This is a genomic window from Streptococcus infantis ATCC 700779 (assembly GCF_000187465.1).
Lineage (GTDB): Bacteria > Bacillota > Bacilli > Lactobacillales > Streptococcaceae > Streptococcus > Streptococcus infantis.
In genome coordinates, this window is sequence record NZ_GL732439.1 from 685,951 (window position 1) to 707,227 (window position 21,277).

The window sequence follows — 21,277 nt, forward strand, 5'->3', positions numbered from 1 at the left end:
GAGCTATGCCTGAATTACCAGAAGTTGAGACTGTCCGACGTGGTCTGGAAAAATTGATTCTGGGGAAGAAGATTTCAAACATTGATATTCGTTACCCCAAGATGATTAAAACTGATTTGGATGAATTTCAGAAGGAAATGCCTGGTCAAGTCATTCAAACAATGGGACGTCGTGGCAAGTATCTGCTTTTCTATTTATCAGACAAAGTTTTAATCTCTCATTTGAGAATGGAAGGCAAGTATTTTTATTACCCAGACCAAGTTCCAGAACGCAAACACGCCCATGTGTTGATTCATTTTGAGGATGGTGGTACTTTAGTCTATGAGGATGTCCGTAAGTTCGGAACTATGGAGTTGCTTGCTCCTGAGCTTTTAGAAGCTTACTTTATTTCAAAAAAACTTGGTCCGGAACCGACTGAGAAGGATTTTGATTTAGGGAGTTTTAAACTAGCCTTGAAAAAATCTAAAAAAACAATCAAATCGCATCTTCTCGACCAGACTTTAGTTGCAGGGTTGGGAAATATCTATGTGGATGAAGTTCTTTGGAGAGCGAAAGTCCATCCTTCAAGAACCTCTAATAGTTTAACAGCACAAGAGGCTAGAAAAGTCCATGATGAAACGATCAATGTTTTAGGTCAGGCGGTTGAAAAGGGTGGTTCAACAATTCGCACTTATACCAATGCATTTGGAGAAGATGGCACCATGCAGGAATTCCATCAAGTATACGACAAGGCGGGTCAAGCTTGTTCGCGTTGTGAAACCATCATCGAAAAAATTCAACTAGGTGGTCGTGGAACTCACTTTTGTCCAAAATGTCAAAGGAGAAAGTGATGGGAAAAATAATCGGAATCACCGGTGGTATTGCGTCAGGTAAGTCCACTGTCACAGAATTTTTAAGACAAAAAGGGTTTCAAGTTGTAGATGCGGATGCAGTCGTCCACCAACTACAAAAACCAGGTGGACGACTCTATCAGGTTTTAGTGGAGCATTTTGGGGAGAAAATCCTACTTGAAAATGGTGAACTGAATCGCTCCTTGCTTGCTAGCCTTATTTTTTCAAATCCGGAAGAGCAAGAATGGTCTAAGAGAACCCAGGGTGAGATTATTCGTGAGGAGTTAGCTGCATTACGAAATCAGTTTGCTCAGACAGAAGCTCTCTTTTTCATGGATATTCCACTGCTTTTTGAGCAGAACTATGCTTCATGGTTTGACGAAACTTGGCTAGTCTATGTAAATCGTGATGTTCAATTAGAGCGATTAATGAAACGGGACCAAATTTCAAGAGAAGCAGCTGAATCCCGTTTAAACTCTCAATGGCCTTTAGAAAGAAAAATTAGTCTTGCTAGTCACAGTCTAGACAATAATGGAAATCAGGAACAGTTGATAGCTCAAGTAGTTCAGTTGTTTGAAGAAATGTGTCTATAAATTAACATTGTTAGGAAGGAGAATTTTGGTATTGTTTGTTCAAATCATCTTAGATTGAAATAGTATCAAATACAAAAAATCTAGTGCGTGTAAAAATTAATCTAAAATGCTCCTCTTGTGGCAGCATGAATTATCTAACCAGTAAGAACACCAAAACACATCCAGATAAGATTGAAGTCTTAAAGTATTGTCCCAAAGAAAGAAAAGTGACTCTACATCTTGAATCTAAGTAGAAATTATGGTAAAATAATAGGGATTTTAAGGAGTTTGATATGTATAACCTATTATTAACCATTTTATTAGTATTATCTGTTGTGATTGTGATTGCAATTTTTATGCAACCAACTAAAAATCAGTCTAGCAATGTATTTGATGCCAGCTCAGGTGATTTGTTTGAACGTAGCAAAGCGCGTGGTTTTGAAGCCGTAATGCAACGTTTGACAGGAATCTTGGTCTTTTTCTGGCTAGCCATTGCCTTAGCATTGACGGTATTATCAAGTAGATAAGAAAATAATGGGCGAGACTAGGTCTTTGCCTATTTTTATTTTTATACTCTTCAAAAATCTCTTCAAACCACGTCAGCTTCCATCTGCAACCTTCAAAACAGTGTTTTGAGCAACCTGCGCCTAGCTTTCTAGTTTGCTCTTTGATTTTTATTGAGTATTAAATGATGCTTGAGAAGGTTTTACACCAAAAAAATTTAACAATCTAGAAGGAAAACATGAAAGATAGAATAAAAGAATATTTAAAAGAAAAGGGACGAGTCACTGTCAATGACTTGGCTCGAGCTCTTGGAAAGGATGGTTCCAAGGACTTTCGAGAGCTCATAAAAACCTTGTCCCTTATGGAGAGAAAGCACCAAATTCGCTTTGAAGAAGATGGTAGTCTCACCTTGGACCAAAAGAAGAAACACGAGATTACTCTTAAAGGAACTTTTCATGCCCATAAAAATGGCTTCGGCTTTGTTAGTCTCGAAGGCGAAGAAGACGACCTTTTTGTAGGAAAAAATGATGTTAACTATGCCATTGATGGCGATACTGTTGAAATTGTAATCAAGAAGGTTGCGGATCGCCAAAAAGGAACTGCAGCTGAAGCAAAGATTATCGATATTTTAGAACACAGTTTGACGACGGTTGTTGGTCAAATCGTTCTTGATGAGGAAAAACCCAAGTATGCAGGTTATATCCGTTCAAAAAATCAAAAGATTAGTCAACCAATCTACGTTAAAAAGCCAGCTATTCAATTAGACGGTACAGAAGTTCTCAAGGTCTTTATCGATAAATACCCAAGTAAGAAACACGATTTCTTTGTCGCTAGTGTGCTAGATGTTGTCGGACATTCAACGGATGCAGGGATTGATGTTCTTGAGGTCTTGGAGTCAATGGACATTGTATCTGAGTTTCCAGAGGCTGTTCTCAAAGAGGCAGAAAATGTGCCAGACGATCGATCAGAGAAGGATCTGGAAGGTCGTCTGGACTTAAGAGATGAAATTACCTTTACCATTGATGGAGCTGATGCAAAAGACTTAGATGACGCTGTTCATATCAAACCATTGAAAAATGGAAATATCGAACTAGGTGTTCATATTGCCGATGTCTCCTACTATGTGACCGAGGGTTCTGCTCTAGATAAGGAAGCCCTCAATCGTGCGACCTCTGTCTATGTAACAGACCGTGTAGTTCCAATGCTGCCAGAGCGTCTCTCAAACGGAATCTGTTCTCTTAACCCTCAAGTGGACCGCTTGACTCAATCCGCTATTATGGAGATTGATAAAAATGGTCGTGTTCGTAATTATACGATTACACAGACTGTTATCAAGACAAGTTTCCGTATGACTTATAGTGATGTCAATGACATCCTAGCAGGTGATGAGGAGAAGAGACAAGACTATAAGAAAATTGTTCCTAGTATCGAACTTATGGCCAAACTCCATGAGACTTTGGAAAGTATGCGAATCAAGCGTGGTGCTTTAAATTTTGATACCAATGAAGCTAAGATTTTGGTAGATAAAAAAGGCAAGCCAGTTGATATTGTCCTTCGTCATCGTGGTGTTGCTGAACGTATGATTGAGTCCTTTATGTTGATAGCCAACGAAACAGTTGCCGAGCACTTTAGCAAGCTGGACCTTCCTTTTATCTATCGTATCCATGAGGAACCTAAAGCTGAGAAAGTTCAGAAGTTTATTGATTATGCTTCAAGTTTTGGTTTGCGAATCTATGGGACTGCCAGTGAGATTAGTCAGGAAGCCCTTCAAGACATCATGAGTGCTGTTGAAGGAGAACCATATGCGGATGTATTGTCCATGATGCTTCTGCGTTCGATGCAGCAGGCTCGCTATTCTGAGCATAATCACGGTCACTATGGTCTAGCCGCGGACTATTACACGCACTTTACCAGTCCGATTCGTCGTTATCCTGACCTTCTTGTTCACCGGATGATTCGTGACTATGGACGTTCTAAGGATGTAGCAGATCATTTTGAACAGGTCATTCCTGAGATTGCCACCCAGTCTTCCAACCGTGAGCGCCGTGCTATCGAGGCAGAGCGTGAAGTCGAAGCCATGAAAAAAGCTGAGTACATGGAAGAGTACGTTGGCGAAGAGTATGATGCAGTTGTTTCAAGTATTGTTAAATTTGGTCTTTTTGTTGAATTGCCAAATACAGTCGAAGGATTGATTCACATTACAAATCTGCCTGAGTTTTATCATTTTAACGAACGTGATTTGACCCTCCGTGGGGAGAAATCAGGTATTACTTTCCGAGTGGGGCAGCAGATTCGTATTCGTGTCGAAAGAGCCGATAAGATGACTGGTGAGATCGATTTCTCTTTTATTCCAAGTGAATTTGATGTTATTGAGAAAGGTTTGAAAGACTCTGGTCGTAAGGATAGAGGGCGTCGTTCAGATAAGAAAGAAGACAAGAGAAAATCTGGTCGCTTAGGCGATAAGCGCAAGCATTCTCCAAAAGACAAGAAGAAAAAGAGCAAGAAACCTTTTTATAAGGAAGTAGCAAAGAAAGGAGCTAAGCATGGCAAAGGGCGAGGGAAAGGTCGTCGCGCAAAATAAAAAGGCGCACCACGACTATACAATCGTAGATACGCTAGAAGCAGGAATGGTCCTGACAGGAACTGAGATCAAGAGTGTTCGAGCAGCCCGCATCAATCTGAAAGATGGGTTTGCCCAGGTTAAGAATGGGGAAGTTTGGCTGAGTAATGTCCATATAGCTCCTTATGAAGAGGGCAATATCTGGAATCAGGAGCCCGAACGTCGTCGTAAACTTCTCCTTCATAAAAAACAAATCCAGAAATTGGAGCAAGAAACCAAAGGGACAGGGATGACCTTGGTTCCTCTTAAAGTTTATATCAAAGATGGCTATGCCAAGTTACTTTTAGGACTTGCAAAAGGGAAACATGATTACGATAAACGTGAGTCTATCAAACGACGTGAGCAAGATCGTGATATCGCGCGTGTTATGAAAGCTGTTAACCACCGATAGAAAGAGTGAAGAATATGGAAAAACTAGTTGCCTACAAACGCATGCCTGTCTGGAATAAAGACACCATGCCAGAGGCTGTTCAAAGAAAACACAATACTAAGGTCGGAACCTGGGGCAAGATTACCGTATTAAAAGGGACTCTTAAGTTTATTGAGTTGACTGAAGACGGGGAAGTTATAGCCGAGCACCTCTTTGAAGCAGGTGCTGATAATCCTATGGCGCAACCTCAAGCTTGGCACAGAGTAGAAGCTGCCACAGATGATGTGGAATGGTACTTGGAATTTTATTGTAAAGCAGAGGATTATTTCCCTAAGAAATACAATACTAATCCAGTTCATTCGGAAGTTTTAGAAGCTATGGATACAGTAAAACCATGTAAGGCACTAGACCTAGGATGTGGTCAAGGAAGAAATGCACTCTTTCTAGCTCAACATGGATTTGATGTCACAGCTGTAGATCAAAATGAGCTATCTCTTGAAATCTTACAAAGTATTGTGGAGCAAGAAGATATAGAAATGCCTGTCGGTATCTACGATATCAATTCAGCTAGCATTGGACAAATATATGATTTTATCGTATCGACTGTTGTTCTCATGTTTTTACAAGCAGATCGCATTCCGGACATTATTAAAAACATGCAGGAACAAACTTCTATCGGTGGCTATAATTTGATTGTATGTGCTATGGATACGGAAGATTATCCGTGTTCCGTTAATTTCCCCTTTACCTTCAAAGAGGGTGAGTTGGCAAATTACTACAAGGACTGGGAATTAGTGAAGTACAATGAAAATCCTGGCCATCTCCACCGTCGTGATGAGAATGGCAATCGTATTCAACTACGCTTTGCAACAATGTTGGCTAAAAAAGTAAAATAAATGAATAAAAGGGATAGAGAGCAGTCGTTTTCTATTCCTTATTTCTTACGCTAATAAGAAAGGGAAATCTCAATTTATGCTATACTAGAAGTAGGAGAAGTCGATGAAATTAAACAGAATTGTGATAGTTTTTCAACGATTCTGATCGCCCACTATTCTTTCAGACTTTTTTGTCTAGGAGGTCTTAAGATGACTAGTCTTTTAATTGAACTGTACGACCGTCATGCCATTGAGAAAAATGTCTACCAGGCTTTTGTCAGTGATTGTGATGAGATTTTATACCTTTCTACAACAAAAATTGCTGAGGAAGATAAGCTATCCTTGAAGCATTTTCTAATGGAACAAGTTCCACACTTAAAACAAGTACATTTTCGACAATTCCACCTAGAAAATATCTGCCAGGAATTAGACGTATTTATCAATGATTTTGAGACAGTTACCATTGATGTTTTTGGTGGAGATAATCTATTAGCAATAGTTTTATATCAGTATGGTTTGGAGAAAGGTATTCCCATTATTACTATGGATGTTGAACAAGGAAAGCAGTATGCCTGGGAAAGGGGTAAGATTTATGATAAAAAGTTAGAGATTCCTAGTTTATCCATTGAACAATTGATAGCTTTACGTGGTGGAAAAGTCCTTAAATCAAGAAGGCCTCAGCATTCTAATAAGCAAGTGCTAGCTATAAAAAAATTGGCCAAATATGCTATCGAAAATCCTGAAAAATGGTATCAGATTACCCAATTCTTTGCACTGGCAAAAACAAATGATTTTCACGCTGAAACAGCAAAAGTTTTGGAGAGTAATGGAAAAATTTATTCTTACCCCAGTAGCTTGATTCCTTTGTTCACAAAAGCTAATTTATTAAAAGTAGAAGAGGAAACAACAGATACTGTCACTTATACATTCCCGACACCAGAAGCACATCTGTTATGTCGAACAAAAGGGCATATTTTAGAATTGTATATCTATTTACTAGCCCTCGAGTCGGAGTATTTTGATGAATGTATGATTGGTACTGAAATTGACTGGAATGGGATTTTCCCTGAGGCTGACAATGTTCAAAATGAGATTGATGTTATTTTTCGTAAAGGTCACTCTGTAGTTTTCATTTCTTGTAAAATGACTGATCTAGCAGTTGAAGCTATTAACGAACTTGAAGTTTATGCCAATCATTTTGCAGGTGATAATTGTTTGAAAATGATTGTTTGCTCAGGCAAGATTAACCCCGTTTACAGTCATCGTTGTCAGGAATATGGTGTAATGGTGATAAAGCAAGAACAAATACAGAATCTTATTCCCATGTTACGGAAATATATGAAGAACAAACGTAAATGATACTAGATGTTATAGTAAAGAAGAGTCTGGGATAATAGTTCTAGACTCTCAATTGTCTTTGGATTGTCGAGCAAGACGCAGTGGTTGAGTGGGCTCTACTACGCTGATTTCATCAGCTTTTACAGCTCTACTCAACTGTGCGGAGGTGGGACGACGAAATTGAATTCTAACAAATTACCGATTTCTGTCCCACTCTCTTTTCTTATCCTTTTCGAATAAAGTAGAAAAGGGGGATATATGTTTTTAGCTAGAGATAAAAAAGGTCATTTAATCAACGCACTAGAGAATGAAGTAAAGAAACAAGCTTATTATTGTCCAGCTTGCGGAACGAGTGTTCGCTTGAAAAAAGGAAAAAATGTAAGAACTCATTTTGCGCATGAAAGTTTAAAAAGTTGTGATTTTTATCATGAGAACGAAGGACCAGAGCATTTGGAGAATAAGATGGCACTTTTTAATTGGGCTAAGAAAGATGCTAAAGTAGAAATGGAATGTCCGATTCCTGAACTTAAGCAAATCGCAGATATCCTCATCAATAAGCAATTAGCACTGGAAGTTCAGTGTAGTCCTATTTCTTGCGAACTTTTACGGGAGAGAAGCAATGGTTATCGAAGTTTGGGAATTCAAGTTCTTTGGCTACTGGGTGAAAAGCTCTGGCTAAAAGAGCGACTAACTAAACTTCAAAGAGATTTTATTTATTTTAGTAATAATATGGGATTTTATCTTTGGGAGTTAGACCATAAAAAACAAGTTTTGAGACTCAAGTACCTCCTCCACCAAGATTTAAAAGGGAAACTCCATTATCAACTCAAGGAATTTTCTTACGGCAAAGGTAATCTCCTAGAAATTTTACGTGGTCCCTACCAGCAGCAAGAGCTAACTGCTTTTTCGGTCGAACAGGACAAGAATATTTGTCATTACATTCAAAAACAACTCTATTATCAAAACCCCTATTGGATGAAGCAACAAGCCCAAGCTTACTTAAGAGGAGAAAATCTTTTAAATTTAAAAAAACAGGACTGGTATCCCCAAGTAAGGCCGATAGAACATGGCCATTTTTGTCAGATAAGTCAAAATCTATATGATTATTACCGCAACTTTCAGGCTTATTATGAACTGAATCCACAAAATCAGCAACAAAAGCTCTATCCACCTGCCTTTTATCAGCATTATTTCTCGAAAAATATGGTAAAATAGAAAGGATGGAGGAAATTTATGGTATTACAACGAAATGAAATCAATGAAAAAGATACATGGGATCTATCAACGATCTTTGAAACAGACCAAAAATGGGAAGAAGAATTAGCCCTATTAACTGAGAATACAAAAGAAGCAGCTAGCCTTGAAGGACATCTTTTGGATAGCGCAGAAAGCCTTCTTAACATTACAGAGTGTTATTTGGATTTGAGCCGTCGTCTTGAAAAACTCTATGTCTACGCTCATATGAAAAACGACCAGGATACACGAGTTGCTAAATATCAAGAATACTATGCAAAGGCAATGACTCTTTATAGTCAACTCGACCAGGTGTTCTCTTTCTATGAGCCAGAATTTATGGCGATTACTGAAGAGCAGTATCAAAACTTTTTAGCAGAAGAACCAAAACTCCAACCTTATAAACACTTCTTTGATAAACTCTTGCAAAATAAGGAACATGTCCTTTCACAACGTGAAGAAGAGTTGCTTGCAGGTGCTGGAGAAATCTTCGGGGCAGCTAGTGAAACCTTTGCTATCTTAGATAATGCAGATATCGTCTTTCCATTTGTTAAAGATGAAGATGGAAATGAAGTGCAGTTGTCACACGGCGTCTATATGCGCTTAGTAGAATCTAAGAACCGTGAGGTTCGTCGTGGTGCATATGAAGCACTATACTCTACCTATGAGCAATATCAACATACCTACGCTAAAACCTTGCAGACAAATGTAAAAGTACAAAACTACCGTGCAAAAGTTCGGAACTACAAGAGTGCGCGTGAAGCAGCTCTTGCAGCGAACTTTGTTCCAGAAAGTGTCTATGACAACTTAGTATCTGCGGTTCGTAAGCATTTACCATTATTGCATCGTTATCTCGCGCTTCGTTCAAAAATTTTGGGTATTCCAGACCTTAAAATGTATGATGTCTATACACCATTGTCTTCAGTAGAATACAGCTTTACTTATGAGAAAGCCTTGAAGAAGGCAGAGGAAGCTTTGGCTATTCTTGGTGAGGATTACTTGAGTCGTGTTAAACGCGCCTTTAGCGAACGTTGGATTGATGTGTATGAAAACCAAGGCAAGCGTTCAGGTGCATACTCTGGTGGTTCCTACGATACTAACGCCTTCATGCTTCTTAACTGGCAGGATAATCTCGATAATCTCTTTACTCTCGTACATGAGACAGGTCATAGTATGCATTCAAGCTACACGCGTGAAACTCAACCTTATGTATACGGAGATTACTCAATCTTCTTGGCAGAAATTGCTTCAACAACCAATGAAAATATCTTAACTGAAAAATTATTGCAAGAAGTTCAAGATGACGCAACACGCTTCGCTATTCTCAATAACTTCTTGGATGGTTTCCGTGGAACAGTGTTCCGCCAAACTCAATTTGCTGAATTTGAACATGCTATTCACCAAGCCGATCAAAATGGTGAAGTCTTGACAAGCGAGTTCTTAAACAATCTCTATGCTGACTTGAACCAAGAATATTATGGTTTGAGCAAGGAAGACAATCCTCAAATTCAGTACGAGTGGGCTCGTATCCCTCATTTCTACTATAATTACTATGTATATCAATATTCAACAGGCTTTGCAGCAGCTTCGGCCTTGGCTGAAAAGATTGTTCACGGTAGTCAAGATGATCGTGACCGTTATATTGATTACCTCAAGGCTGGGAAGTCAGACTATCCTCTAAATATCATGCGAAAAGCTGGTGTTGATATGGAAAAAGAAGACTATCTTAATGATGCCTTTGCAGTCTTTGAACGCCGTTTGGATGAGTTCGAAGCCCTAGTTGAAAAATTAGGATTAGCATAAAATGGTTGAGTCATACAGTAAAAATGCTAACCATAACATGCGACGGCCCGTTGTTAAGGATGAGATTGTGGAATTTATGCGCCATAGACAAGAGCAGGTGACTGGTTCTTTAAAAGAACTAGAAAACTTTGCTCGCAAGGAGAATATTCCTATCATTCCTCATGAAACAGTCGCTTATTTCCGTTTCCTAATGGAAACAATTCAACCAAAAAATATTTTAGAAATTGGAACGGCAATTGGCTTTTCGGCACTTTTAATGGCTCAACATGCCCCAAATGCAAAGATTACAACCATTGACCGTAATCCTGAAATGATTGGTTTTGCCAAGGAAAATTTCGACAAGTTTGATAATCGCCAACAAATCACTCTTTTGGAAGGCGATGCGGTAGACGTTTTGTCAACATTGACAGAGACCTATGATTTTGTTTTTATGGATTCTGCAAAATCCAAATACATCGTATTTTTGCCAGAAATCCTAAAACACCTTGAGGTTGGTGGAGTAGTTGTCTTAGATGATATTTTCCAAGGTGGAGACATTGCTAAGGATATTATGGAAGTCCGACGCGGGCAACGAACCATTTATCGTGGTTTGCAAAGACTATTTGACGCAACTCTAAACAATCCGGGATTAACAGCTAGTCTAGTTCCTCTTGGAGATGGAATCTTGATGCTAAGAAAGAATCAAGCAAAAATAGAACTGCCTGATGTTGATTAATTTCAGATATTTTTAAGACAATTTAGTAAAATAGATAAGGTAAACATTTATCTAGTGTATAAAAAGGAGTAAACATGAAGAAAAAATTATTGGCTGGTGCCATCACTTTGTTATCAGTAGCTACTTTGGTTGCTTGTTCAAATAGCTCTCAAGGAGCTGACTTAATCAGTATGAAAGGTGATGTCATCACTGAGCACCAATTTTATGAAGAAGTGAAAAACAACCCAACTGCTCAACAAATCTTGCTCAATATGACAATCCAAAAAGTTTTTGAAAAACAATATGGATCTGAAGTAAGTGACAAAGAAGTAGAAGATGCGGTAGCAGAAGAGCAAAAAAGATATGGTGATAGCTATCAAATCGTTCTTTCTCGTGCTGGTATGACAGCAGAAAGCCGTAAAGCTCAAATTCGTACAAGTAAACTAGTTGAATATGCTGTTAAGAAAGCTGCAGAAGCTGAATTGACAGATGAGAACTACAAAAAAGCTTACGATGAGTACACACCAGAAGTAACTGCTCAAGTGATTAAACTTGACAGTGAAGATAAGGCTAAAGAAGTACTTGCTAAAGCACAAGAATCTGGAGCTGATTTTGCACAATTGGCTAAGGATAATTCAACTGACGAAAAGACAAAAGCAAATGGTGGTGAGATCACTTTTGACTCTGCATCAACAGAATTGCCAGACGTTGTTAAAAAAGCAGCCTTTGCCCTTAATGTTGATGGAATCTCAGATGTGATCACAGCTCCAGGTACACAAGCTTATTCAAACAGTTTCTATATTGTGAAATTGATCAAGAAAACAGAAAAATCTTCTAACTGGGAAGATTATAAAGAAAAATTGAAGACAGTTATCTTGACTCAAAAACAAAATGATGCTACTTTTGTTCAAGGTGTAATTAGTAAAGAGTTGCAGGCGGCAAATATCAAGGTTAAAGACCAAGCCTTCCAAAATATCTTTACTCAGTACATCCAAAGTGATACAACAACTCAAACGACAACTACATCAGCAGCAACTGAAACGACAACAACTGCAGCTGAAACGACAACAACATCTTCAAACTAAAGATGAAAACTCTATCTTTCTACTCTTGAAAGGTAGAGTTTTTTTGAAGTTTTCTTAGCTAATAGCCCAAAATATAAATAAATGTTTGTGAATTCTAAAAGCTTAAATTCTAGGCTTTAACGGATAAGAGTTTTTTTCTAGTCTAAAAAGTGGTATAATAGCATGTAAAACTAGAATTAATAGAAAATTAAAAATTTAGTAGATGGTGAAATATGAAAATTAGTAAAAGGCACCTGTTGAATTACTCTATTTTAGTGCCCTATATTCTCTTATCCGTTCTGGGATTGATAGTGGTATATTCGACAACAAGTGCATCCTTGATTCAGGAGGGTAAGAGCGCCTTTCAATTGGTTCGAAATCAGGGCTTGTTTTGGATCGTTAGTTTGTTGCTTATTGCAGTAATCTATAAGCTGAAACTTGGTTTTCTTCGAAACGAACGTTTGTTATTTATCGTTATGTTTGCTGAGTTAGTGTTACTAGCTTTAGCACGTTTGATTGGGATTCCCATCAATGGTGCTTACGGCTGGATCAAAGTAGGACCTATTACTGTTCAGCCTGCGGAATACTTGAAAATTATCATCATTTGGTACTTGGCTCAACGTTTTTCAAAACAACAAGAAGAAATTGCCGTTTATGATTTCCAAGTATTGACTCAAAATCAATGGTTTCCTAGAGCATTTAACGATTGGCGCTTTGTACTTCTGGTCATGATTGGTAGTTTGGCTATTTTCCCTGACCTTGGAAATGCTACAATTCTCTTTTTGGTAGCATTGTTGATGTACTCAATTAGTGGGATAGCTCACCGATGGTTTGCAACTATTCTTGGAGTATTGACCAGTTTATCCTTTGTTTCTCTATCAACCATTAAGCTTGTTGGTGTTGATAAGTTTTCTAAGATTCCAGTATTTGGATACGTAGCTAAACGATTCAGTGCTTTCTTTAATCCATTTGATGATGTCGCTGGTGCAGGACACCAGTTGGCAAATTCATACTATGCTATGGTAAATGGAGGATGGTTTGGGCTAGGATTAGGAAACTCTATCGAAAAACGAGGCTATCTACCTGAAGCACACACGGACTTTGTTTTCTCTATTGTAATTGAAGAGTTTGGATTTGTTGGTGCCAGTCTTATCTTAGCTCTATTATTCTTCCTAATTCTTCGTATTATTTTAGTGGGGGTACGAGCAAAAAATCCGTTCAACTCAATGGTAGCAATCGGTATTGGTGGAATGATTTTAATTCAGGTATTTGTTAATATTGGAGGGATTTCAGGATTGATCCCTTCAACAGGTGTAACCTTCCCATTCCTTTCACAAGGGGGGAATAGTCTCCTGGTTCTATCAGTAGCTATCGCCTTTGTGTTAAATATCGATGCTAGTGAAAAACGTGCAAAACTCTACAGCGAATATGAAGCACAACTCTAAGAAAATGTGACAAGGAGAAAAATATGTCTCTTCAAAAACTAGAAAATAACAGAAACAAAACTGTAGTCCAAGAAGAAGTTCAAATCTTAACAGATTTACTTGAAGATATCACGAAAAATATGCTTCCTGCTGAGACTTTTGACAAGATTATGCAGTTGAAGAAGCTATCATCAAATCTAGACTATCAAGGACTAGATAAGGTAGTGAGAAGCCTTTCAAATGATGAAATGGTCTACATCTCCAGATATTTCTCTATTTTACCACTTTTGATTAATATCTCCGAAGACGTAGACTTAGCTTATGAGATTAACCATCTAAACAATATTGATCAAGATTATCTTGGTAAATTGTCAACAACCATTGAAATGGTTGCTGAAAAAGAAAATGCGGCTGAAATTCTAGAACATCTGAACGTGGTGCCAGTATTAACAGCCCATCCAACTCAGGTTCAACGTAAGAGTATGCTGGACTTGACTAATCATATCCATACCCTCTTGCGTAAATACCGTGACGTGAGAATGGGGCTTATTAACAAAGAAAAATGGCACAATGATCTTCGTCGCTACATTGAGATTATCATGCAGACGGATATGATTCGTGAGAAGAAACTAAAAGTAACGAATGAAATCACAAACGTGATGGAATATTACAATAGTTCTTTCCTACAAGCTGTACCAAATCTAATGTTAGAGTATAAGCGTCTTGCAAAAGAGCAGGGAATTGACCTAAAACAAGCAAAACCTATCACCATGGGAATGTGGATTGGTGGAGACCGTGATGGCAATCCATTTGTAACTGCTGAGACACTCATGCGTTCTGCTACCATTCAAAGTGAAGTGATCTTAAACTACTACATTAGTAAGATTTCTAGTCTCTACCGTACTTTCTCTCTTTCTACTAATTTATCTAAGACAAGTAAGGCTGTTGAAGAAATGGCAGCTCAATCTCAAGATACTTCTGTTTTCCGCGAGAAAGAACCTTATCGTCGGGCTTTTCACTTTATTCAATCAAAATTAATTCAAACTCTTTTAAATTTGAAAGAGTGGGCTCTTGTCGGCTCATCAGCAGATGAACGCCATCACATTGAACGACTCTTTGGTACTCAAGGACATCAACAAGGAGTGGTTACTGACTATATTAGTAATCGTCTCTCAGGAGCCATTCAAGAATTGGCTGAAGATCGTCCTCCTTACTACGAAACAATTGAAGAATTTAAACAAGACTTAGCTATCATTAAAGATTCATTGCTTGAAAATAAGGCAGAAGCTTTGCTTACTGGAGAGTTTGCCGAGCTTTTGGAGGCTGTTGAAGTCTTTGGTTTCTTCTTGGCATCTATCGATATGCGCCAAGACTCAAGTGTTCATGAAGCCTGTGTTGCTGAATTGTTAGCAACTGCTGGAATTAATGACCATTATAGCGATCTTTCAGAAGATGAGAAGTGTGAGTTGCTTTTACATGAACTATTAGAAGACCCTCGAATCTTGTCAGCTACTCATGCTGAAAAATCTGAACTTCTTGAAAAAGAATTAGCCATTTTCCAAACTGCACGTGAATTAAAAGATCGTTTGGGAGAAGACGTCATTCGTCAAACGATTATTTCTCATGCAACCAGCGTGTCTGATATGTTAGAATTGGCGATTATGCTGAAAGAAGTCGGTCTTGTAGATGCTGAAAAAGCACGTGTTCAAATCGTGCCTCTCTTTGAAACAATTGAGGATTTGGATCATTCCGAAGAAACAATGAGAAAGTATTTCTCTTTACCGCTTGCTAAGAAGTGGATTGCTTCAAAAGATAATTATCAAGAAATCATGCTAGGTTACTCAGATAGTAACAAGGATGGTGGTTATCTATCATCTTGTTGGACTCTATACAAAGCTCAACAACAATTAACCGCTATTGGTGATGAATTTGGAGTCAAAGTAACCTTCTTCCACGGTCGTGGTGGTACTGTTGGTCGTGGTGGTGGCCCTACTTATGACGCCATTGCTTCTCAACCGCTCAAGTCAATTAAAGACCGTATTCGATTAACTGAACAAGGTGAAGTTATCGGAAATAAATACGGAAACAAGGATGCAGCTTACTATAACTTGGAAATGTTGGTATCAGCGGCTATCAACCGTATGATTACACAGAAGAAGAGTGATACTAATACATCAAATCGCTATGAGGCGATCATGGACCAAGTAGTCAGTCGTAGCTATGATATCTATCGTGAACTAGTATTTGGAAATGATCATTTCTACGATTATTTCTTTGAATCTAGTCCAATCAAGAATATCTCAAGCTTTAATATTGGTTCTCGTCCAGCAGCACGTAAAACAATCACTGAAATTGGTGGTCTACGTGCCATTCCTTGGGTATTCTCTTGGTCACAAAGTCGTGTCATGTTCCCAGGTTGGTATGGTGTTGGTTCAAGCTTCAAGGAATTTATTGATCAAGATCCAAAAAATATTGAATACCTTCGTGACATGTATCAAAATTGGCCATTCTTCCAGTCGCTCCTATCAAACGTTGACATGGTTCTATCAAAATCAAATATGAATATTGCTTTTGAATATGCTAAACTTTGTGAAAGTGAAGAAGTGCAAGCAATCTACTATATAATTTTGGATGAATGGCAATTGACTAAGAACGTTATCCTGGCTATCGAAGGCTATGATGAACTTTTGGCAGAAAATACTTACTTGAAAGACAGTCTGAACTACCGTATGCCTTATTTCAATATCCTTAACTATATCCAGTTGGAATTGATTAAGCGTCAACGTCGCGGAGAGTTGTCCTCACATGAGGAAAGATTGATTCATACGACCATTAACGGAATTGCTACAGGATTACGTAATTCAGGTTAATACAAGCAATATTTTCCAAAAACCGTAGGAATTTTCATAATTTTTTAAAATAATTCATGAAAATCCTTGACAAGTTTTAGTAAAATGATATAATCGTATCATTCAGAAAGTAATCATTGAAGTTTTCTAGAGAGTCTGTGGTTGGTGGAAACAGATAGATGGAAGTGATGAAAATTGGGCTGAATGTTATAAAGAATTTGAAATCATAAGAATTCGGTGCGCACACCTTACAGTGCAACTCGTGAAGCGAGATTGAGAGATAGGGGGATTCCCTATAATTGAGGTGGCACCGCGCATCGACGTCCTCACACAAGTTTTTTGTGTGAGGACTTTTTCTATGGGGAGGAAAAAACTATGGAAATCAAACGATGGCGACGCTTGGTAAAGTTATATTGAAAGTGACAAGAACATTACGAAGTTTAAGTGAAATAAGGAGAAATAGATATGAATAAACGTTTAATTGGTATTATTGCAGCACTAGCACTTGTAGTTGGAGGAAGCTTGGTCTACTCTAACTTAACGAAACAAGAAACTAAAACTGAAACGGCTAATAAAACAGCTAAGGTTGGTGTTCTACAGTTCGTCAGTCACCCATCGCTTGACTTGATTTACCAAGGTATCCAAGATGGACTTGCTGAAGAAGGCTATAAAGGTGATCAAGTTAAAATCGACTTTATGAACTCAGAAGGTGACCAAAGTAAGGTTGCCACAATGAGTAAACAATTGGTGTCAAATGGAAATGATGTTGTTGTCGGAATTGCGACACCTGCAGCTCAGGGTCTAGCAAGTGCAACAAAAGACCTTCCTGTTATCATGGCAGCTATTACAGACCCAGTTGGAGCTAACCTTGTACAAAACTTGGAAAAACCAGGTGGAAACATCACAGGGGTATCTGACCATAACCCTGCTGAACAACAGGTTGAATTGATTAAAACATTGACTCCTGATGTCAAGACAGTTGGAGCTCTTTACTCAAGTAGCGAAGATAACTCAAAATCACAAGTCGAAGAGTTCAAAGCTTACGCTGAAAAAGCTGGTTTGAAAGTAGAAACATTCGCAGTTCCATCAACTAACGAAATTGCTTCAACAGTTAATGTTATGACTGGCAAAGTTGATGCAATCTGGGTTCCAATCGATAACACAATCGCATCTGCATTCTCAACTGTTGTTTCAAGCAATCAAACAGCTAAAAAACCAATCTACCCAAGTGCGACTGCCATGGTAGAAGCTGGAGGTTTGGCATCAGTCGTTGTGGACCAACACGATCTTGGTGTTGCTACTGGTAAGATGATTGCAAAAGTATTGAAGGGTGAAAAACCTGCTGATACTCCAGTAAATGTCTTCTCAACTGGTAAATCAGTTATCAACAAAAAATTGGCTCAAGAACTTGGAATCACTATCCCTGAATCAGTCTTAAAAGAAGCTGGTCAAGTGATCGAATAAGAAAACGGGAGGAGTTGGATACATCTCCTCCAATTTTTAGAATAAAGGAAACGAAACAAACATGCTAATATCTATTATTTCACAGGGATTGGTCTGGGCTATCCTGGGCTTGGGAATTTTTATGACCTTTCGAATCCTCAACTTTCCAGATATGACAACAGAGGGTTCCTTTCCGCTTGGAGGAGCGGTAGCAGTAACTCTAATTACACAAGGTGTCAATCCTTTTCTTGCTACCTTAGTAGCTGTTGGAGCAGGCTGTCTTGCAGGTTTAGCGACTGGTCTTCTTTACACGAAGGGAAAGATTCCAACACTCTTGTCTGGTATTTTGGTGATGACTTCTTGCCATTCTATCATGCTCATGATTATGGGACGGGCAAACCTTGGGCTCTTAGGAACTAAACAAATTCAGGATGTTCTTCCTTTCTCATCTGAGGTTAATCAATTATTTACAGGTTTGATTTTTGTGACTTTGGTAATCCTTCTTATGCTTTTCTTCCTAGATACTAAATTGGGACAAGCTTATATCGCAACAGGAGATAATCCAGATATGGCTCGTAGTTTTGGTATCAATACGGGACGTATGGAACTTATGGGCTTGGTCTTGTCAAATGGTGTTATTGCCCTTGCTGGTGCTCTTATCGCTCAACAAGAAGGATATGCAGATGTTTCTCGTGGTATCGGGGTTATCGTAGTTGGTCTTGCAAGCTTAATTATCGGTGAAGTAATCTTTAAGAGCCTTACATTAGCAGAACGCCTGGTTACTATTGTTGTTGGTTCTATTAGCTACCAATTCTTGGTATGGGGAGTCATTGCTCTTGGCTTTAATACTAGCTACCTCCGTCTATACAGTGCTCTTATCCTAGCAACTTGTCTAGTCATTCCAACCCTTAAGGATAAATACTTGAAAGGAGTCAAGTTAAGCAAATGACAGCGATTGTAGAATTAAAAAATGCCACAAAAATTGTAAAAAATGGATTTGATGAAGAAAAGATTATCCTAAACGATGTTTCGCTTGATATTTATGAACACGACTTCATCACAATCTTGGGTGGAAATGGTGCAGGAAAATCAACACTCTTTAATAGTATTGCAGGAACTTTGCCCTTGACTAGTGGGACTATTCGTATTATGGGTGAGGATGTGACTCATTTTAGCCCTGAAAAACGTGCCAAGTACCTTTCTCGTGTCTTTCAGGATCCTAAGATGGGAACTGCCCCTCGTATGACGGTTGCAGAAAATCTCTTAATTGCTAAGTTTCGTGGAGAAAAACGTGGTCTATTTCCAAGAAGACTATCAGCTTATAAGGAAGAATTTCAAGCAACTATTGAGAAAGTCGGAAATGGTCTAGAAAAACACTTGGATACACCGATTGAATTCTTGTCAGGTGGACAAAGACAGGCTTTGAGCCTCTTGATGGCAACCTTGAAACGTCCGGAACTCCTTTTGTTGGATGAACATACAGCAGCCCTTGACCCTAAAACAAGTGTGGCCTTGATGGAATTGACAGATGACTTTGTCAGCAAGGACCATCTAACAGCATTGATGATTACCCACCATATGGAAGATGCTCTCAAGTATGGAAATCGTCTCATTGTTATGAAGGAAGGACGAATTATCCAAGATTTAAACAAGGATGAAAAAGCCAAGATGAAGATTTCAGATTACTATCAGTTGTTTGAATAGATAATTTTTAAAACATGTATCATTAAAAACTTAGAAGTAGGATTTCTACTTCTAGTTTTTTTGTGTTTAAGGGATTTTGTCAAAAGCTAGTCTTATTGTCACCGTCTAAGATTTTATAGTATAATAATTCTAAGGAAATGGTACCTAGAGATATAAAATTTCTAAAAAGATTGTATCGTCTGAATGTTATCTCGTCTTTAAAATAAGACGTTAAAAATATATTTTGACAGCAAAGAGTATATAAGTTCTAGGTAAGGAAAAATGTCAATGAAAAAAATTTTAAAAATTCTACTCATAACTGTAGTAGTTTTTCTAACTTTGTTTGGTTTATATCGTTTGTATCAAAAGAATTATTATAAAGGAGTGTATGAATCTTTAAGTAATGTCTTTTTAGAGATGAACTATGCAGAAACCCATAGTGGTATTTTACCTGGACTTGCTGATTTTAGTAAAGCCGTTGACGGAGGCCAATCACATCGCGATAAGGACATTACAGTTGGTATGAGTCTTGAATCAGGCTTATCTGAAAGTGAAACTATATTAGTGTATGTAGGTATTGAAGAAACATTTCTAATTGAGTATAGGCGGACGTTACCTGACGGTAGATATCTTTTTATTGACTATGATTATAGCGATAAAATACTCAAACAAACTATTGAGGTTTCAGAATCTGATCAATCATTAGCATACGGATTGACCGGTTATCGTATAGAAATAAAGACTAGAGGAGAACTTGATTTAGCATCATATTTGAAAATTTCCTATGGTTTTAGTTCGACTAAAGGTTTACCAAGTTTTCAGCTAACAGATCCCAACGAAGTACTAGAGTATTTAAAGCCTTATGGGATTGATGAAGCTTGGATTAAAGAAAAATCCCACTTCATGCTCTATGATGTCGTTCTAGAACTCTGGTTTAAAAATGGTAGTCAACGATACTCAGTTGACAATCTTGGGGATGTAGAGATTGTGCCACTAAGTTTTTCTGAATAGAGTAGCTGAACTGATAGTAGATATAGTAGTGTTATATGAAATAAAAAAATGTATCGGATGAAAAACAAAAATAATGAATCCGCTACTAGAACCTATGCCTTTTCATAAAACAAAGGAGAGAGGAAATGAATATTTTAAAACTACAGGAACAGATTGACAGTACGAAGTACTGGGATTCCTACGCATTAGATTTTAGAGCTTCATTTTTCGGGGATGAATGTAAACTCTATATCGAGATTGAAAATGGTAAAACGGATCAGTATTGTTGGGAGATAGTTTTCTATCGTTGTTTTAAGGTTGACTATGAGACGGATGCTGGTTGGACTTGTTGGAAAAGTGAGACTGGTACAAGAAATTTCAATATGAAAGATATTCCTTTTGAAAACCTCATGTCTCACACTGTACATGACATTAGGCTTATCGAAGAGAAAAATGATATGACACAAGCTACAATCACTTTATCAAGTATGTTAATTAAGATTGTGTGCCAAGAAATTCAAGTCTCTAAGGTTTTAGTCAGAGAACAGAACTTCTTTTGGGAGCCTTAATTCTATTAACTTGAGGTAGATAAGAATGACTGTTGAGGATTTAAGAGAACTACTGCTATCAATAGCAGAAGAAGATGCTATCATTTCGACTTTATTTTCATTTTTTATTAGAAACAAAGGATATTCAACTCAGATATTGGAAGAGATTATTTTTTATGGAGTGGCAATAGGTTGGTTTGAAATCGTTAATGTAGAAAATGATAATATTCCTTATACGAATATTGAGTGGAGAATTGATAATGGCTTTCAAGAAGTCGTTTTTTGCGATAATGATTTTGCTGTAAAGACTTTATTTACACAAGAGAGTGGAATTCCAGAATTATTCAAAAAGTTTATCTTATAACAGAATGCTCAATCAATTCCTGCTCTCTATTTAAAATCTATGACAGATTTGTTAGGATTGACTCCTAATCTCA

At 37.9% G+C, this 21,277-nt stretch carries 20 protein-coding genes and 1 other annotated feature; all 20 genes read left to right on the forward strand.

Annotated elements, in window-relative coordinates:
* Nucleotides 1-5: 5 nt before the first annotated feature.
* The 20 genes from mutM to HMPREF9423_RS05855 all read left to right on the forward strand — a co-directional run bounded on the left by mutM (nt 6) and on the right by HMPREF9423_RS05855 (nt 21,204).
* A complete protein-coding gene (gene mutM / locus HMPREF9423_RS05765) occupies nt 6-830 on the forward strand; it encodes a DNA-formamidopyrimidine glycosylase (protein WP_006155846.1) in 825 nt (274 codons plus the stop codon).
* A complete protein-coding gene (gene coaE, locus HMPREF9423_RS05770) occupies nt 830-1,423 on the forward strand; it encodes a dephospho-CoA kinase (protein ID WP_006155822.1) in 594 nt (197 codons plus the stop codon). Before mutM ends, coaE begins: the two co-directional genes overlap by 1 nt.
* Before the next feature lie 83 nt (nt 1,424-1,506).
* Nucleotides 1,507-1,656, forward strand: a complete 150-nt coding sequence (rpmG, locus tag HMPREF9423_RS11990) for a 50S ribosomal protein L33 (RefSeq protein ID WP_080555144.1) — start codon at nt 1,507-1,509, stop codon at nt 1,654-1,656.
* A gap of 39 nt (nt 1,657-1,695) precedes the next feature.
* The gene (secG, locus tag HMPREF9423_RS05775; protein WP_000282517.1) at nt 1,696-1,929 is read left to right on the forward strand and encodes a preprotein translocase subunit SecG; all 234 of its coding nucleotides are present in this window, start codon (nt 1,696-1,698) and stop codon (nt 1,927-1,929) included.
* Between the two features lie 215 nt (nt 1,930-2,144).
* The gene (gene rnr, locus HMPREF9423_RS05780) at nt 2,145-4,487 is read left to right on the forward strand and encodes a ribonuclease R (RefSeq protein ID WP_006148402.1); all 2,343 of its coding nucleotides are present in this window, start codon (nt 2,145-2,147) and stop codon (nt 4,485-4,487) included.
* On the forward strand, nt 4,450-4,917 hold the full coding sequence (smpB, locus tag HMPREF9423_RS05785) for an SsrA-binding protein SmpB (protein WP_001051741.1): 468 nt from the start codon (nt 4,450-4,452) through the stop codon (nt 4,915-4,917). The genes rnr and smpB overlap by 38 nt, the downstream gene beginning before the upstream one ends.
* Nucleotides 4,918-4,931: 14 nt before the next feature.
* Complete coding sequence (gene tehB, locus HMPREF9423_RS05790) at nt 4,932-5,792, forward strand: SAM-dependent methyltransferase TehB (RefSeq protein ID WP_006148403.1); 861 nt, start codon at nt 4,932-4,934, stop codon at nt 5,790-5,792.
* A gap of 189 nt (nt 5,793-5,981) precedes the next feature.
* Nucleotides 5,982-7,130, forward strand: a complete 1,149-nt coding sequence (locus HMPREF9423_RS05795; RefSeq protein WP_006148404.1) for a PDDEXK family nuclease — start codon at nt 5,982-5,984, stop codon at nt 7,128-7,130.
* A gap of 237 nt (nt 7,131-7,367) precedes the next feature.
* Complete coding sequence (locus tag HMPREF9423_RS05800) at nt 7,368-8,324, forward strand: competence protein CoiA (protein WP_006148405.1); 957 nt, start codon at nt 7,368-7,370, stop codon at nt 8,322-8,324.
* Between the two features lie 18 nt (nt 8,325-8,342).
* A complete protein-coding gene (pepF, locus tag HMPREF9423_RS05805; RefSeq protein ID WP_006148406.1) occupies nt 8,343-10,145 on the forward strand; it encodes an oligoendopeptidase F in 1,803 nt (600 codons plus the stop codon).
* 1 nt (nt 10,146) lies between these two features.
* Nucleotides 10,147-10,860 carry an O-methyltransferase gene (locus HMPREF9423_RS05810; protein WP_006148407.1) on the forward strand — a complete coding sequence of 238 codons (714 nt, stop codon included), beginning with the start codon at nt 10,147-10,149 and terminating at the stop codon, nt 10,858-10,860.
* Nucleotides 10,861-10,934: 74 nt separating this feature from the next.
* Nucleotides 10,935-11,924 (forward strand): peptidylprolyl isomerase PrsA, encoded by a 990-nt coding sequence (prsA, locus tag HMPREF9423_RS05815; protein WP_006148408.1) that lies wholly within the window; start codon nt 10,935-10,937, stop codon nt 11,922-11,924.
* Between the two features lie 212 nt (nt 11,925-12,136).
* A complete protein-coding gene (gene ftsW / locus HMPREF9423_RS05820) occupies nt 12,137-13,348 on the forward strand; it encodes a cell division peptidoglycan polymerase FtsW (RefSeq protein ID WP_006148409.1) in 1,212 nt (403 codons plus the stop codon).
* Between the two features lie 23 nt (nt 13,349-13,371).
* Complete coding sequence (gene ppc / locus HMPREF9423_RS05825; protein ID WP_006148410.1) at nt 13,372-16,197, forward strand: phosphoenolpyruvate carboxylase; 2,826 nt, start codon at nt 13,372-13,374, stop codon at nt 16,195-16,197.
* A gap of 88 nt (nt 16,198-16,285) precedes the next feature.
* Nucleotides 16,286-16,507 (forward strand) — a binding site (T-box leader).
* A 134-nt stretch (nt 16,508-16,641) separates the two neighbouring features.
* Nucleotides 16,642-17,640 carry a tryptophan ABC transporter substrate-binding protein gene (gene trpX / locus HMPREF9423_RS05830; RefSeq protein ID WP_006148411.1) on the forward strand — a complete coding sequence of 333 codons (999 nt, stop codon included), beginning with the start codon at nt 16,642-16,644 and terminating at the stop codon, nt 17,638-17,640.
* A 61-nt stretch (nt 17,641-17,701) separates the two neighbouring features.
* Nucleotides 17,702-18,568 carry an ABC transporter permease gene (locus HMPREF9423_RS05835; protein WP_006148412.1) on the forward strand — a complete coding sequence of 289 codons (867 nt, stop codon included), beginning with the start codon at nt 17,702-17,704 and terminating at the stop codon, nt 18,566-18,568.
* Nucleotides 18,565-19,323 (forward strand): ABC transporter ATP-binding protein, encoded by a 759-nt coding sequence (locus HMPREF9423_RS05840; protein WP_006148413.1) that lies wholly within the window; start codon nt 18,565-18,567, stop codon nt 19,321-19,323. Before HMPREF9423_RS05835 ends, HMPREF9423_RS05840 begins: the two co-directional genes overlap by 4 nt.
* A 267-nt stretch (nt 19,324-19,590) precedes the next feature.
* Nucleotides 19,591-20,313: a TipC family immunity protein gene (locus HMPREF9423_RS05845; RefSeq protein WP_006148414.1), complete on the forward strand. Its 723-nt coding sequence runs from the start codon at nt 19,591-19,593 to the stop codon at nt 20,311-20,313.
* Nucleotides 20,314-20,438: 125 nt separating this feature from the next.
* Nucleotides 20,439-20,861 carry a hypothetical protein gene (locus HMPREF9423_RS05850; protein WP_006148415.1) on the forward strand — a complete coding sequence of 141 codons (423 nt, stop codon included), beginning with the start codon at nt 20,439-20,441 and terminating at the stop codon, nt 20,859-20,861.
* Nucleotides 20,862-20,886: 25 nt separating this feature from the next.
* The gene (locus HMPREF9423_RS05855; protein WP_006148416.1) at nt 20,887-21,204 is read left to right on the forward strand and encodes a hypothetical protein; all 318 of its coding nucleotides are present in this window, start codon (nt 20,887-20,889) and stop codon (nt 21,202-21,204) included.
* Nucleotides 21,205-21,277: the final 73 nt, after the last annotated feature.